At 65.2% G+C, this 14,615-nt stretch carries 14 protein-coding genes, 1 tRNA gene and 1 pseudogene; 11 read left to right on the top strand and 5 right to left on the bottom strand.

What is annotated here, in order from left to right:
• The first annotated feature begins 133 nt into the window (after positions 1-133).
• The 5 genes from AB0L63_RS02170 (at position 134) to AB0L63_RS02150 (ending at position 4,487) form a co-directional block, all read left to right on the top strand.
• Positions 134-823, top strand: coding sequence for a lytic murein transglycosylase (locus AB0L63_RS02170; RefSeq protein WP_364493986.1), 690 nt, complete (start codon positions 134-136; stop codon positions 821-823).
• Between the two features lie 156 nt (positions 824-979).
• Positions 980-2,266 carry a phosphopyruvate hydratase gene (gene eno, locus AB0L63_RS02165; RefSeq protein ID WP_364493323.1) on the top strand — a complete coding sequence of 429 codons (1,287 nt, stop codon included), beginning with the start codon at positions 980-982 and terminating at the stop codon, positions 2,264-2,266.
• A gap of 94 nt (positions 2,267-2,360) precedes the next feature.
• A complete protein-coding gene (locus AB0L63_RS02160; RefSeq protein WP_364493321.1) occupies positions 2,361-3,008 on the top strand; it encodes a septum formation initiator family protein in 648 nt (215 codons plus the stop codon).
• Complete coding sequence (locus AB0L63_RS02155) at positions 3,005-3,547, top strand: DUF501 domain-containing protein (RefSeq protein WP_364493319.1); 543 nt, start codon at positions 3,005-3,007, stop codon at positions 3,545-3,547. The genes AB0L63_RS02160 and AB0L63_RS02155 overlap by 4 nt, the downstream gene beginning before the upstream one ends.
• Complete coding sequence (locus tag AB0L63_RS02150; RefSeq protein ID WP_364493316.1) at positions 3,540-4,487, top strand: Ppx/GppA phosphatase family protein; 948 nt, start codon at positions 3,540-3,542, stop codon at positions 4,485-4,487. Before AB0L63_RS02155 ends, AB0L63_RS02150 begins: the two co-directional genes overlap by 8 nt.
• Before the next feature lie 48 nt (positions 4,488-4,535).
• On the opposite strand, the gene AB0L63_RS02145 is transcribed toward AB0L63_RS02150, so the two are convergent.
• A complete protein-coding gene (locus AB0L63_RS02145; protein WP_364493314.1) occupies positions 4,536-5,348 on the bottom strand; it encodes a neutral zinc metallopeptidase in 813 nt (270 codons plus the stop codon).
• 294 nt (positions 5,349-5,642) lie between these two features.
• Here AB0L63_RS02145 and AB0L63_RS02140 point away from each other — a divergent pair, with 294 nt between their 5' ends.
• The 4 genes from AB0L63_RS02140 (at position 5,643) to AB0L63_RS02125 (ending at position 10,081) form a co-directional block, all read left to right on the top strand.
• Complete coding sequence (locus AB0L63_RS02140; RefSeq protein ID WP_364493312.1) at positions 5,643-7,109, top strand: peptide MFS transporter; 1,467 nt, start codon at positions 5,643-5,645, stop codon at positions 7,107-7,109.
• A 42-nt stretch (positions 7,110-7,151) separates the two neighbouring features.
• Complete coding sequence (locus tag AB0L63_RS02135; RefSeq protein ID WP_364493310.1) at positions 7,152-8,675, top strand: amino acid permease; 1,524 nt, start codon at positions 7,152-7,154, stop codon at positions 8,673-8,675.
• A gap of 106 nt (positions 8,676-8,781) precedes the next feature.
• Positions 8,782-8,855: transfer RNA gene (locus tag AB0L63_RS02130), tRNA-Leu, on the top strand.
• Between the two features lie 287 nt (positions 8,856-9,142).
• On the top strand, positions 9,143-10,081 hold the full coding sequence (locus AB0L63_RS02125; RefSeq protein WP_364493308.1) for a site-specific integrase: 939 nt from the start codon (positions 9,143-9,145) through the stop codon (positions 10,079-10,081).
• A gap of 105 nt (positions 10,082-10,186) precedes the next feature.
• Here the strand turns inward: AB0L63_RS02125 and AB0L63_RS02120 are convergent, their stop codons facing one another.
• From AB0L63_RS02120 to AB0L63_RS02105, 4 genes and pseudogenes are all read right to left on the bottom strand, one after another.
• Complete coding sequence (locus AB0L63_RS02120) at positions 10,187-11,122, bottom strand: immunity 49 family protein (protein ID WP_364493306.1); 936 nt, start codon at positions 11,120-11,122, stop codon at positions 10,187-10,189.
• Positions 11,123-11,611: 489 nt separating this feature from the next.
• Entirely contained in the window at positions 11,612-12,043 is a 432-nt protein-coding gene (locus AB0L63_RS02115; protein WP_364493304.1) for a hypothetical protein, read from the bottom strand.
• Positions 12,044-12,160: 117 nt separating this feature from the next.
• Positions 12,161-12,531 (bottom strand): annotated as a pseudogene (locus AB0L63_RS02110) (Tn3 family transposase).
• Positions 12,528-12,857, bottom strand: a complete 330-nt coding sequence (locus AB0L63_RS02105) for a DUF4158 domain-containing protein (protein WP_364493302.1) — start codon at positions 12,855-12,857, stop codon at positions 12,528-12,530. The pseudogene AB0L63_RS02110 and the gene AB0L63_RS02105 overlap by 4 nt, the downstream one beginning before the upstream one ends.
• Positions 12,858-12,928: 71 nt before the next feature.
• Between AB0L63_RS02105 and AB0L63_RS02100 the strand changes: the two genes are divergently transcribed.
• Together AB0L63_RS02100 and AB0L63_RS02095 are read left to right on the top strand one after the other, a co-directional pair.
• A complete protein-coding gene (locus AB0L63_RS02100) occupies positions 12,929-13,705 on the top strand; it encodes a TetR/AcrR family transcriptional regulator (protein ID WP_364493300.1) in 777 nt (258 codons plus the stop codon).
• Positions 13,702-14,592, top strand: coding sequence for an alpha/beta hydrolase (locus tag AB0L63_RS02095; RefSeq protein ID WP_364493298.1), 891 nt, complete (start codon positions 13,702-13,704; stop codon positions 14,590-14,592). Before AB0L63_RS02100 ends, AB0L63_RS02095 begins: the two co-directional genes overlap by 4 nt.
• The last annotated feature ends 23 nt before the right edge of the window (positions 14,593-14,615 follow it).

Here is a 14,615-nt window from a genome sequence, read left to right as displayed (position 1 = left end):
GCCATCGGCGGGGTTCGCAGGGGAGGGATACATGGCGCTCGGCTTGCCGCGATGTGTGCTTCGCGGGGGTGGTCGTTCGAATCTGGATGATGGAGGAGTGCTCGCGAAGCTGACCGGCGTATTGGCCGCCGCCATGGTGACCCTTGTGCTCGCCGGCTGCGGCGCGGAACGCAATCTGCCGCCCATTCCCGAAGGCATCCCGCCCGGTCCCGGCACACCGCTGCCGCTGATCGATCTGGATGCGCCCGGCCGGACCGCCGAGCAGCTGCGCGACTGGGCCGACGCGCAATCCGGCAAACTCGGTATCCCGACTGTCGCATTGGAGGCGTACGGCTATGCCGCGGCGGTCATGGGTCGGTCCCGGCCCGACTGTGGGATCGCCTGGACCACCATCGCGGGGATCGCCAGCGTGGAGAGCAAGCACGGCACCCATGGCGGCTCGAAGGTCGGCGCGGACGGCACGGTGCGCCCGCTGATCATCGGCATCCCGCTGAACGGTGCGCCGGGTGTGGCGCTGGTCAAAGACACCGACGGCGGCGCACTCGACGGCGACCCGGAGTTCGACCGGGCGCTGGGCCCACTGCAATTCATTCCGGAGACCTGGAAGCGCTGGGGTGTCGACGCCAACGGCGACGGCGTCGCGGATGCGCAGAATATCGATGACGCCGCCCTCACCGCGGCCCGCTACCTGTGCGCGAGCGGTGGCGATCTGACCTCTGAGCGCGGCTGGCAGCAGGCCCTGTTGACCTACAACCAGTCGAATGCCTATCTACTGACCGTCCGCGATCGCGCCGCCGCCTACAGCGTCGGACGCCGGGCATGAGCACCTATTGGACAAAACAACGGGTGTTCATCACGACAGTGCGCGGCGATTGGTCGGAGTGCCGGTTACTGCGAAATCCGCAAGGACGCTAGGCTCGAGGCGCACGGCCCTTCCCGTCAGACCTACCGTGCCAACAGCCGAAGGAGTGTCGTTTTCGTGGCCATCATCGAACAGGTCGGAGCTCGCGAGATCCTCGATTCTCGCGGAAACCCCACTGTCGAGGTCGAGATCGCCCTCGACGACGGCACCTTGACCCGGGCTGCCGTGCCCTCCGGTGCCTCCACCGGTGAGCATGAGGCCGTCGAGCTGCGCGACGGCGGCGAGCGCTACGGCGGCAAGGGTGTACAGAAGGCCGTCGAGGGGGTACTCGACGAGATCGCGCCCGCCGTCATCGGCCTGGACGCGGTCGAGCAGCGCACCGTCGACCAGGTCCTGCTGGATCTGGACGGCACCCCGGACAAGTCCCGCCTCGGCGCGAACGCCCTGCTCGGCGTCTCGCTCGCGGTGGCACGCGCCGCGGCCGAATCCTCGGGTCTGGAGCTGTTCCGCTACCTGGGCGGCCCGAACGCGCATGTGCTCCCGGTGCCGATGATGAACATCCTCAACGGTGGCGCGCACGCCGACAGCGGCGTCGACGTCCAGGAGTTCATGGTCGCCCCGATCGGCGCGACGACCTTCAAGGAGTCGCTGCGCTGGGGTGCCGAGGTGTACCACGCGCTCAAGTCGGTGCTGAAGTCCAAGGGCCTGTCCACCGGTCTCGGTGACGAGGGCGGTTTCGCGCCGTCCGTCGCGGGCACCAAGGAAGCGCTCGACCTGATCGGTGTCGCCATCGCGAAGACCGGCCTGAAGCTGGGCACCGATGTCGCGCTCGCGCTCGATGTCGCCGCCACCGAGTTCTACACCGCGGGCAGCGGTTACAAATTCGAGGGCAGCGTCCGTTCGGCCGCCGACATGGCGCAGTTCTACGCCGAACTGCTCACCGCCTACCCGCTGGTCTCCATCGAGGACCCGCTCTCGGAAGACGACTGGGACGGCTGGATTGCGCTGACCGATCAGATCGGCGACAAGGTGCAGCTGGTCGGCGACGACCTGTTCGTCACCAACCCGGAGCGCTTGGAGGAGGGCATCACCAAGGGAGCCGCCAACGCGCTGCTGGTGAAGGTCAACCAGATCGGCACGCTCACCGAGACTTTGGATGCCGTCGAGCTCGCGCACCGCAACGGCTACAAGACGATGATGAGCCACCGGTCCGGTGAGACCGAGGACACCACCATCGCCGACCTGGCCGTCGCGGTCGGCAGCGGTCAGATCAAGACCGGTGCCCCGGCGCGCAGCGAGCGCGTCGCCAAGTACAACCAGCTGCTGCGCATCGAGGATGCACTCGGCGATTCCGCACGGTACGCCGGTGACGTCGCGTTCCCACGGTTCGCGTTCGAAGGCTAGTCACCGCGCGGTGCGAGCGATGGGCCCGGAGGCGGCAGCCAGCGCAACCACGAAGGGCCCCGGGAGCACCGCACATTAGATGCAGGGAAGCGGTATGACAGAGCGACGTGCGCGTGGATCCAGTCCGGCCGGACGCGGGAACCGCCGCACGTCGCGTTCTGCCAGATCGCGCCCGGCCGCCGAATCGCCGGCGGCCGCACCGAAGCGGACGACCCGCAGGCGGTCCGAATCCGCCGAGAAGGCCAAGCCACAGAAGGTAGGGCTGCGCACCGGCGGGCATGAGGACCGGCACGATCGCACCATCCTCGGCCTGTCCACCGGTAAGGCGGTCATCCTGGCCATCGTCGTCGGCGCACTCGCACTGACGCTGGCCGTGCCGCTGCGCACCTATTTCACCCAGCGAGCCGAGGCCGCGCACCTGGCGCAGGAGCGCATCGAACTCGAGGCCGATCTCGCCAAGTTGCGGGATCGCCGTGCGCAGCAGCAGGACCCGGCCTACGTGCGCTCCGAGGCCAGGGACCGGTTGCGGCTGGTCATGCCGGGTGAGACGCCCTATATCGTCCAGGTGCCCGGTATCGAGGCGCCCGCGCCGCCCGCCGCACCGACCCAGTCGAAGGCGCCGGAGCCCTGGTACACCGAATTGTGGCGCAGTATTTCGCGACCGCAGCAGGCCCAGACGCCCGCCGCCGCACCGGCTGGGCCGCCCGCCCCGCCGCAGCCAGTACCGGAAGGACCCAGGTGACCGCACCGAACGAACGCGATCTCGAGATCATCGCCAAGCAGCTGGGACGCGAACCGCGCGGCGTACTCGCCATCGCCTACCGCACCCCGGACGGGCTGCCCGCGGTGGTCAAGACCGCGCCGCGGCTGCCCGACGGCACCCCGTTCCCGACCCTGTACTACCTGACGGATCCGCGCCTCACCGCCGAGGCGAGCAGGCAGGAATCCGCGGGAGTCATGCGGGAAATGACCGAACGCCTCGCCACCGACCCGGAATTGGCCGCCGCCTACCGCGCCGCCCACGAGAGTTATCTGGCCGAGCGCGATGAAATCGAATCGCTCGGTACCGATTTCACCGGTGGCGGCATGCCCGAGCGAGTGAAATGCCTGCACGTCCTGATCGCGCACGCCCTCGCCAAGGGCCCGGGCGTCAACCCCTTCGGCGACGAAGCGGTAGCGATGGCCGCCGACACCGGCCTCCGCGGCACCGCAATCCCCGCCGACTGGCCCGAATACAACCCGCCCACACACCCGGATATGAGCGGAGCTGAGCATGAGTGATCGGGTAGCAGCAGTTGATTGCGGGACGAATTCGATCCGACTATTGATCGCCGAGGTGCTCGGTGATGGCCGTTTGGCGGATGTGCATCGGGAGATGCGCATCGTGCGGCTCGGGCAGGGGGTGGATGCGACGGGGGCACTGGCGCCGGAGGCGATCGAGCGCACCAGGGTTGCGCTCGCCGATTATGTCGAGCTGATGCGGGAGGCGGGGGTCGCGCGGGTGCGGATGGTCGCGACCTCCGCCATGCGCGATGCCGCGAACCGCGAGGACTTCTTCGCCATGGCCCGTGTCGAACTCGGCAAGGTGGTGGTGGGGGCCGAGGCCGAGGTGATCACCGGTGACGAGGAGGCGCGGCTGTCCTTCACCGGTGCGGTCGGCGAATTGGCCAGCGAGGCGGGGCCTTTCGTTGTCGTCGATCTGGGCGGCGGCTCCACCGAACTCGTTGTCGGCGACAGCGGCGGCGTCCGTGCCGCCTTCTCTGCCGATATCGGCTGCGTCCGCATTACCGAGCGATGCTTGCCCGGCAACCCGCCGACCGCCGAACAGGTCGCCGCCGCACGGGAATTTGCTACCGAACGACTGGATGAGGCCTTCGCCGAGGTGCCCGTCGATGGCGTACACACCTGGGTCGGCGTCGCGGGCACCATGACCACGATCGCGGCCGTCGCCCTCGATCTGCCCGAATACGATTCGGAGCGTGTCCATCTCACCAGCCTCACCCTGGACCAGGTGCGCGAGGTCTGCGACCGCCTGATCGGCATGAACCACGACGAGCGCGCCGCCCTCGGCCCCATGCATCCCGGCCGCGTCGACGTAATCGGCGGCGGCGCCGTCATCACCGAGGTGCTCGCATACGAGCTGTCCCGCCGCACCGATATTTCCGCCCTCATCGTCAGTGAACACGACATCCTCGACGGCATAGCCCTGTCCATCGCCTGACGCGCTATCGCGGCCGCGGGCTGCCATTCGTCGGCCCGATCGAACTGGTCACTCCACCTCGTCGAGCGCGGCTGCCCAGGTATTGCACGATGACGTGGCGGCACCGCGGAAGCCGGATTCGACCCAACGGCGACTGTTCACGCCGGTGCCGTGGGTCGGATCCTCCTCGGCATCAGATTGGATATCGATCAAATCCACGGCCGCGGCCGAGGTGAGCATGCCACCGGCTTGCGCGGCCGCCAGCATCACCCCGGCCAGGCACTGGGCCTGGAGTTCGATGCGTCGGCTGAGTTCCAATCCGAGCGGCGACTTCTCGCCCGCGGAACCGATATCTCTATCGGCGGTGCGCAGGATTCCGGTGGAGGACTGCAGGTGGTGGCCGTATTCGTGCATGACGACGAACATCAGGTATTGCGTGAGTTGTGAACCCCAACCCCGATGGATCGGGTCGTCGGTCGGCCAGTACACACTGCCGCCGCAATAGAAAGCGGGATCGGTGGACTGGACCTCTCTCGAGCAGCCGGTCGTCACGTTGTCGACCACCACGAGTTGCAGCGGCGCGAGGCTCATACCCGCGGCGCGCAGGGCCGGATCCCAGGCCTTTGTCAAGCAGTCCAACTCAGCCTGCACGAATTGCCGCTGGCCCCCGGCGCTCATCTGGATCGTCGGCAGCTGACACCGCAGCGGGGACAGCCGGAGCTCGGCGTGCAACGTATTCGCGGTCAGGGGCGGTTCCGGCATCGCACCGACAACTGGCTCGGCGTCCAACGCGGATACCGACGCGCATCCGGTGCTCAGCAGCGAAACCAGCGCGCCGATCACGGCGAGGAGCAGCGCCGCATGCGCGTTCGAGCGCTTCATCAGGTACCCCCGTCCAGCCAACAAACGAGGTTTCCCCGTCTAGCGAGGCGAACTTTACCGGGAAATTCTCCGGTTTTCTCGTCGAGTGCTGTGGGTCACCGATTGTGGTCGACGAATATTCGACGTTGCCTCGAATTCGCTGCGAAGAGGGGTGGATGGATACTTGCAAGATGGACGTACTGGTTGACGGATTGCTCGAACGGCGGCTCCGGCCTGTCTGGTCGTATCGGCCGTGAGCAGGGAAACTTTGTTCGGTATGCCGGAAATTCCCTGCCCGTATGGGATGGTCTGAGCATGTCCGAGGCAGCAATGGCAGAGCAATCGGTTCGGGAGCGGACTGTATTCGGCCACCCCATCGGGTTGACCAACCTCTTCGGGGTCGAACTCTGGGAGCGGTTCTCGTTCTACGGAATGCTCACCATCCTCGGGTACTACCTGTACTACTCGACGACCGATGGCGGACTGGGCCTAGCGAAGAGCACCGGCGTCGGGATCGTCGGCGCGTACGGCGGGTTGGTGTATCTGTCCACCGTGCTCGGCGGGTGGATCGCCGACCGGTTGATCGGCATGGAACGCACCGTTTTCTACGGTGGTGTCGTGGTGATGGCCGGGCATATCGCGCTGGCGATTCTGCCCGGACTGCCCGGTGTCGGCGTCGGTCTTGTGCTGGTCGCACTCGGCAGCGGCGGACTGAAGGCCAATGCGTCCTCGCTGCTCGGCACCCTCTACCGCCCGGGGGATCCGCGCTTCGACGGCGGCTTCACGCTGTTCTATCTGGGCATCAACCTCGGTGCGTTCGTCGGTCCGCTGCTCACCGGCCTGCTGCAACGGAATTGGGGCTTTCACTACGGCTTCGGTGCGGCCGCGGTCGGCATGGCGTTCGGGCTGACGCAGTATGTGGTGTTCCGGCGCAACCTCGGCGCAGCGGGCAGGCGGGTGCCCAACCCATTGCCGCGAAGTGCCGCCGGACCGATTGTCGGCATCGGGGCTGGTGCGGCCATCGTGGTCGCGCTGGCATTGAGCACCGGACTGGTGAACCTGGACAACCTCTCGGAGGTAACCACCGGGGTCATCATCGCGGCCTCGCTCGCCTACTTCGTACTCATGTTGACCAGTGCCAAAGTGACGCCGATCGAGCGCAGCCGGGTTCGTGCCTTTATTCCGCTGTTCATCGCGAATGCCGTTTTCTGGTCGCTGTTCCAGCAGATCTTCACGGTGCTCGCGGTGTATTCCGATGAGCGGATGCGGTGGAACATCTTCGGCTGGACCGCACCGTCGAACTGGATCGGTTCGGTCGAGCCGGTGTGGATCATCTGCCTGTCGCCGCTGTTCGCGCTGATGTGGACCAAGCTGGGCAATCGCGCGCCGAGCACACCGCGTAAATTCGCCTGCGGCGTCATCGGCATGGGGCTGGCGTTCTGGTTGTTCGTGCTGTTCTCGGGCAGCAGTGGCAAGTCGGTACCTGCGTTGCTGGTACTGCTCATCATGGGCGGATTCGCGGTCTCCGAATTGCTGCTTTCCCCGATCGGTCTGTCGGTCACCACGCAGTTGGCGCCCGAGGCGTTCCGTGCCCAGATGATGGCGCTGTACTTCTTCAGCGTTGGCATCGGAACCTCGATGTCGGGTACTTTGGCTCGGTTCTATGACGCGGATCACGAGTTCGCGTACTTCGGCATCACCGGAGCAGTCGCGATCTGTGCCGGTCTTATCGTCCTCGCACTAACACCATGGGTGGGACGACATATGGCCGGTGTGCATTAGAGAATCGGCGGAGAACCCGTCGACGACAGCAAGGAGAGAGTGTTGGCTACCCCAGGAACTCGATGGGGCGGTCTGTTCCGCACCAAATCGGTCGAGCAGTCCATCCGGGATACCGACGAACCCGATTCGAAACTGCGCAGGGACCTGACCGCCTGGGACCTCACCATCTTCGGTGTCGCCGTGGTCGTCGGTGCGGGCATCTTCACGCTCACCGCGCGGACCGCGGGCAATGTCGCCGGTCCTTCGGTTTCTCTTGCCTTCGTCTTCGCCGCCATCGCCTGCGGGTTGACCGCGCTGTGCTACGCCGAATTCGCCTCGACGGTGCCGGTGGCGGGCAGCGCGTACACGTTCTCCTATGCCACGTTCGGTGAGCTCATCGCATGGATCATCGGCTGGGACCTGATTCTGGAGTTCGCGCTCGCGGTGTCGGTGGTCGCCAAGGGGTGGTCGCAGTACCTCGGTGAGGTGATGGGATCGCATTCGCCGATCGTGCATCTGGGTCCGATCGACTTCGATTGGGGTTCGGTACTTCTCATCACGGTCCTTGGCGTGCTGCTTGCGGTCGGCACCAAGGTGTCCTCACGGGTTTCGGCGGTGGCCGTTGCCATCAAGCTGAGCGTCATCGCGGTGGTACTCGTTGTCGGCGCCACCTACTTCGACAAGTCGAACCTGACGCCCTACATCCCGCCGTCGCAGTCCAGCGCGGAAGGGGAGGGGCTGCACCAGTCGCTGTTCTCCTACTTCACCGGCGCCGGTCACAGCACCTTCGGTTGGTACGGTCTGCTCGCCGCGGCCAGTCTGGTGTTCTTCGCATTCATCGGTTTCGATGTCGTCGCGACCACGGCGGAGGAGACGAAGAATCCGCAGCGCGCGGTGCCGCGTGGCATTCTCGGCTCGCTGGTGATCGTCACGATTCTCTATGTCGCGGTGTCACTGATCCTCACCGGAATGGTGCCCTACACCGCGCTTTCCGGTGATCACGCAACGCTCGCGACGGCTTTCGCGCAGCACGGCGCCACCTGGACCAAGAACATCATCTCCATCGGCGCGCTCGCCGGACTCACCACGGTCGTCATGGTCATGTTCCTCGGACAGACCCGCGTGCTGTTCGCGATGTCGCGTGACGGACTGTTGCCGCGTCAGCTCGCGCAAACCGGCAAGAATGGCACTCCGGTCAGGCTGACGGCCGTCGTCGGCGTCGTCTGCGCCGTGCTCGCCGGTTTCGTGGACTTCGGCACCCTCGAAGAGATGGTCAATATCGGCACCCTCTTCGCCTTCGTCTTGGTCGCCATCGGTGTCCTCATCCTGCGCCGCACCCGCCCCGAACTCCCGCGCGGCTTCCGCGTCCCCTTGGTCCCGCTCATCCCTATCCTCGGCGTACTCGCCTGCCTGTGGCTGATGCTCAATCTCTCGGTCGAAACCTGGCTGCGTTTTCTCGTCTGGATGGCCCTCGGCCTGATCGTCTACTTCGGCTACAGCCGCCGACACTCCGTCCTCGCCAACACCCCGGATAACGATTCCTCCGACGGAGGCCAACCACCCGCACCGGTAGCCGCCCGTGACTAGTGGTACCTGGTAGCGCGATGGCCGCGTTACTCTCGCCACCACCGGTAATGCACTAGCCTGCAGAGAGAATCCGGTACGGCAGTACGAGTCGGTACGCTGACCGGGCGCCCCCATAGCCCAATTGGCAGAGGCAGCAGACTTAAAATCTGCAAAGTGTCGGTTCGAGTCCGACTGGGGGCACAGCAAAAGTACTGGTAGGTAGCTTGTGGTTCGGAGGCAGGTCGAGACCAGCGGCCACTCCGGCGCGGGCTAGGTGTACTGGCCGGACACGTTGATCGAAGGCCGAAGGGTCGATCTGGGTCGTTGCAGGGGGTCGAGGAACATGTTTGAGAAATCCGGCGCTTAGCGGTTACCGCGCATAGCCGCACACTATGTGCGGTAACCTCAGAGTCGTCCTGGCGCTATACACCGTTCGAGCGGGGGCGGCTCAGGAAACTATGTGCGGTAGTGCGTGGGAGGTCGGTCGAATGGGGCGAGTCCGGGTGCTGCCGACGGAGCTGAGTGGTGTGCGATTGGCCGACGCGGTACGGATCTACCTGGCCACGATCACGGTGCCCAACACCCGGGCGACCTACGCGGCGGCGTTGGATCGGTTGGTGGCCGATTTCGGGGCGGACACAAATGTGGCTCTGTTGGATGCGCAGCCGGATCGGGTTAGTGGCTGGTTCATGTTCGTGTGGGGTGGCAAGTCGGCGAAGACGTTCAACATCCGGTTGACCGCGCTGGTATCGGCGTGCGGGTATTGGCGAGAGCAGGACTGGCTGGCTGGTGATCCACTGGTGCGGTTGCGGGCGCGGCCCGCGCCTCCGGACACCAGCAAGGCGCTGAGCCGGGATCGGGTCGCGGAGATCTTGGGATCGGATGCGGCGCTGCGGAATCGAGTGTTGTGGCACCTGCTCTACGAGTCTTCGGCTCGCGTCGAGGAGGTGTTGATGCTGGATGTGCCCGATCTCGATACAGGGAATCGGTGCGCGGTGGTGACGCGCAAGGGCGGGGCACGCGAGGTCATCGCATGGCAGACCGGCACTGCCCGGTTGTTGCCTCGGATGCTGACCGGCCGCCGGAGCGGTCCGTTATTCCTCACCGACCGCAAGGCCCGCCCAGCGGCGGCGACCAACGATGTGGACCTGGTGACCGGGCGGGCGCGGTTGTCCTACCGTCGCGCCGCGGAGCTGTTCGAGGCCCACACCGAGCGCTTCGATGACGGCCCGTACACGCTGCACCAGCTGCGGCATTCCCGGTTGACCCACGCAGCCGAGGAAGGCGCGTCAACGCCGGTGTTGATGAAGTTGTCGGGGCATACCTCGGTGCGCAGCCTTGCGAAATACGCGAGGGTGTCCGACGAAGCGCTACGGCGCTATCAGGCAGACAGCGATCCGGCCGCGCGTCGCAGGTCGGGCCGCTGATCCTGTCGGGGTTCCGTTCGGGGCCGGCCGATGAGCAAGGTCGGCAGCGTCGAGGGCATACGAGCACGTCAAATATGGGATGGCACCAACAATAAATCCTTAACGTCACTTCTCGCAGAGATCTTCCTCGACCTCCGGCTCCGTGGGAAGGCTGTATTCGCCGTGCAGTAGGCCCGCCGGTAGGTAGTCGGATCGGATGCCCAACTCCCACCCGTGAACCTGGGTGGCGAGCTTGACCAGCGAGATCGTGCCGAACGGCAACAGGGTTCGTGGAGGCGCGTCGATTGCTGCGTTATCGCGATACTGACTGATACGGGTGGTCAATGCGTCTTCGAAGGTCGACCGGTCGTCGTCCAGCAGTGTCCGGAGCAGCTGCTGATCCGATGTCAGTGGACCGACTGCATCCAACTGTCGTGCTGCCTCGGCGCGCTCGTCCGCGTCGGGCTTGCACAGAACCAGCCCGGACTCGGAATAGTTCGATCGCCACGGCCCGACCAGGTAGCTGCACAACGCGTCCATCTCCGCGATATCCGCTGGATCCGACTGTGATTCCAGCGGCGAGTACGGCACTCCCTCACGGATCGTGGGCGCAAAGTCGACGCGCAGCAGCCCGCCGACCGCTCGGTCTCGCTCCCATGGGCCGCTGATCAGGCACAATGAGAACACTTGCCGCCAGGTTCGTGCGGTCGGCGCCTGGTCGACGGGAGGATCGTAGCCGGCTACCTCACTACTGAACATCTCACCGATGAGCGGGAGAGGCACCTCTTGGTCGCCGTTGGGGCACGCGCCATAGCTCAAAGCCCCGAGAGCGCACTCCGCTGCAGTGCGCAGGACTACGGCCGAAGGAGGCGAACACAGCTCGGGGTCCTGCGCGATGCGAGCGGCGAGATGGTCGAGGAGCATGTCGCACATCTCCTGCAGAATCCCGAGAGTCGGGCCGTCGTACCAGTGCTCCCAGTGGATCCTTGTGCGCTCGGGGATTCCGTCCAGCGCGTAGGCCATTCGCCACTCATCGATACGGTGGCTCGCCACTTCCCGCATGCCGCAGTCCTTCCACATTCAATCTGTCTGGAGCGGGAGCCACGCCCTCGGCTGGGGGGTCGACACAACCCAGCGAGTTCGCGGCACTATGAATCCGCCCCCGATATGTCCCGATCTTTCCTTGCTCCCACCGCTGGGCGCAGCGACATCGCTATCCGCACCGCCGAACGGGTGGTGGGCGCCGCGACCTGCACCATTCCCGGCTCGCCCGCCCCGGCCAGTCCGGGGCGAGCCTCCTCGAACTCATGGCCAAATCCCGGCACCGCAAACCTGAGAACCTGCGCCGCTACTTCGAACCATCCCCCAAAGGCCATGCGCCGGCTCACCAGCCTCCTCGGCCCCGGCGCCAACCGACGTCACTGAGCCAGCCCATACCCTTGAAATGCGATGACGCCGTATCCGTTGTTTCCGAACGAGTCCTCACCAGTCCAGAACCCTCATTGGGGGTCGTCGTCTCACGCAGGCGAACCTGTTATGGCAATCAAACGTTCAGCGGGGACCGCGTGTTTTGCTGGGTTCGGCCCGGTCGAACACATCCACAGTCATCCCGGGATGGGTGTCGTCCATCCTCACCTGAGCATCGAACCCTCCTGACAGGAGAATCTCGTGGATCGCAGTGGCCATGATGCGGCGGACTTGATCGCGGTAGCCATAGCGCGAGGAGGATGAGAACAGTTCATCCAGTCGTTCTTGCACAGGCCGGCGATACTCGGACGGCGAGAGCAAACTCTCCATCGACTGCTGTGCTTCGTCATTAAGGTCTCCGGAGACAACCCACGCCACCGAGACGTGAGGTGTGTCGTCGAATCCCGCGCCGAGCGCAATTCCTCCTGCGTCGCGCTTCGGTTCGCAGTCCAGGAACGGCAGGCCAACTTTCCGCAGTTCGTGGGCGACCAGCTTTGCAAGTTCAGAGCTGTCCATGAGGCAATGGTGGGGCAGCCGCAGTGCACGTCACCTTCTCCAGGCTGGATGGTGGTTTCGGCTGGATGATTGCCTTGCCTGCCTAGACCAGTGTCGCCATGGCTACCGACACGCGGGTCATTCATCGTCGCGGGCATCGGGATCGCGCAGCGGCCGGTGGGTTCCGTCGAGGTCGGGCAGGTGGAAGGCGTAGTGCCCGTCTAGGCCGATGTGGCCGCGGATGAACGCCGACAACCGGGCGGCGTCCTCCTCGCGCACCGGATAGCCCTGTGCGCGAAGCTGTTCCAGGGCGCGGTCGCTGTAGACGGTGCTCCACAATACGAGACAGTTGAGGACCAGGCCGAGCGCTGGTCTTCCATGCCCTCGTAGTAGGCGCGCACCATTTCCCCCTTCTTACCGTGGTAGATCCGCCGTGCCAGGTCGTGGCGGCCCTCGGTCAGGTTGGCCTGGGCCTTGCCTTCGCGCCGGTAGGGTCCGTCGCCGGTCATCCACGACTGGTCCGCGATCCAGGCCGACAACTCCGCCTCGACATCGGCGAACGCCACCAGGCCGTACTCCCGCTGGATCTCCCAGGCGTGTTCGAGCTTGGCAGCTGCTCGGCGACGTAGGCGACCACCTCCGCCGGCACGTCGAGGGGATCGGCCAGGAACATCCCCAAGTGACGGACCGTGACCATCTGGAGCGCGAATCCAAGGCGGTTGTAGTCACGGCGGCGGACCGCGATCAGTCGCCGGTCTTCATCATCGAGATAGAAGAATCTCTCCAGCTCAACCCGCGAATACGACCCGAACCGGCCGTAACCCTCATCCGTCACCGCGACATGAAATCACCCACCGGCCAACCCCGTTCGCCGAATCCGATCCTTAAGCGCCGGATTTCTCAAAGATGTTCCTCGACCCCTTGCAGGTTGCGGCGTTCACCGCAAAGACTGTTACGATACGAAACGTGCCGTATATGAATAAGGATGAGTTCGACGGGGCCCAGCCAAGCACTCGTCGTGTGGGGCGCCCTCGTGATGATCAACGAGAGATCGAGATCCTCATGGCCGTGAACTCATTGCTCTCCGAGGTCGGCTACGAGGGCGTCACCTTCGAAGAGGTCGCCCGCCGGGCGGGCGCATCCAAGGCCACTCTCTACCGGCGGTGGAAGTCCAAGAGGGACATGGTGGTTGCCGCCCTGAAGGTGGGTCCCGCACGCCGCGACGGGCCAGATGAAGTCAACACTGGAAGCTTGCGCGGTGACTTGCTCGCCCTGTGTCGCCGCCTCGTGCAGTCCATGCGCTCTGCAGATGGCCAGACCGCGATGCTGCTGCTCCAAGCGGGTCTCGAGGATCCGGAACTCTGCGAGGAAATCGAACGATCTGTGGGGCCGACCGGGGCTCGACTTCCGAAGACCGTTGTTCAGGCGGCGGTCGGTCGTGGGGAGTTGCCGCACGAGGGCATCGACCCGTTCCCGTTCGAGGAAGTCGCTGGTGCCGTGATCCTGCTTCGACGACTCAACGGACTGGAGATAGACGACCGCTACCTCGAAGCCCTCGTAGACACCGTTCTGATACCTGCACTCCACGCCACAACCTCCGCGGAGCGTTCTCTCCCCGCGGGCATCTTCTCGGGCCATCCGGCTTTCCACCCGACCCCCACGATCACGAAGGACGCTCCATGAATCGCCTAACCATCGACGGATTCGAATACAAGACACTGCCTGGAGAAGACGAAGTCGACCTCAACGTCGCTGTCGCCGGCACTGGGCCGGCGATCGTCCTCCTCCACGGATTCCCGCAGACCCACTACATGTGGCGCCATGTCGCACACGAACTTGCTGCGCAGCACACGGTCATCGTCCCTGACCTGCGGGGGTACGGCGAGAGCGCGAAGCCGGCAGAACAGGGTTCAGAGACCTACTCGAAGAGGACGATGGCCCGAGACATCCTGCGCATAGCCGAAGTGCTTGGTCACGACCGTTTCGGCCTGGTCGGCCATGACCGAGGCGCTCTCGTCAGTGTTCGCGCAGGACTCGACCATCCGGACTCGGTGCAGTTTCTCGGGATCCTCGACGTGCTGCCCACTGCGGACACCTGGGACGTCCTGCACGGCGTCGACGCCAAGGTCGCCTGGCACCTTTACCTCATGGCCCAGCCCATTGGTCTCCCCGAGAAGATGATCCGCGCCGTCGGAGCCGAGTTCTTCAGCTCGTTCCTGGACGCCTGGGACATCGATGGTTCAACTTTCACGCCCGAGGTCCGCGAACACTACATCGGCAGCTCCGTGAATGCGGTGGACTCTATCGTCGCTGACTACCGCGCTACAGCGAGCGTCGACCTCGATATGGACCGCGAGGACCGCGACGCAGGCAAGCAACTCACCATGCCCGTCGGAGTAATTTCCCAGGACTGGGGCTCCCAGCTGGGGTTCGACGCCGCGTCGCTCTGGCGGGCATGGGCGCCCGATCTGACGTATGAGCCCATCCACGCAGGTCACTTCATGGCTGAAGAGAAGCCCGCCGAAATCGCCCGCTTCATCCGTGACCTCGCCGCCCGCTCCCACCCCTGACATCAACGCACACGAGGGGGCCA

Origin of the sequence: Nocardia sp. NPDC051990, from assembly GCF_040680755.1 — a bacterium.
GTDB lineage: Bacteria > Actinomycetota > Actinomycetes > Mycobacteriales > Mycobacteriaceae > Nocardia.
The sequence above is the reverse complement of the archived record's forward strand: the minus strand, read 5'-3'. Positions and strand labels throughout refer to the sequence as shown.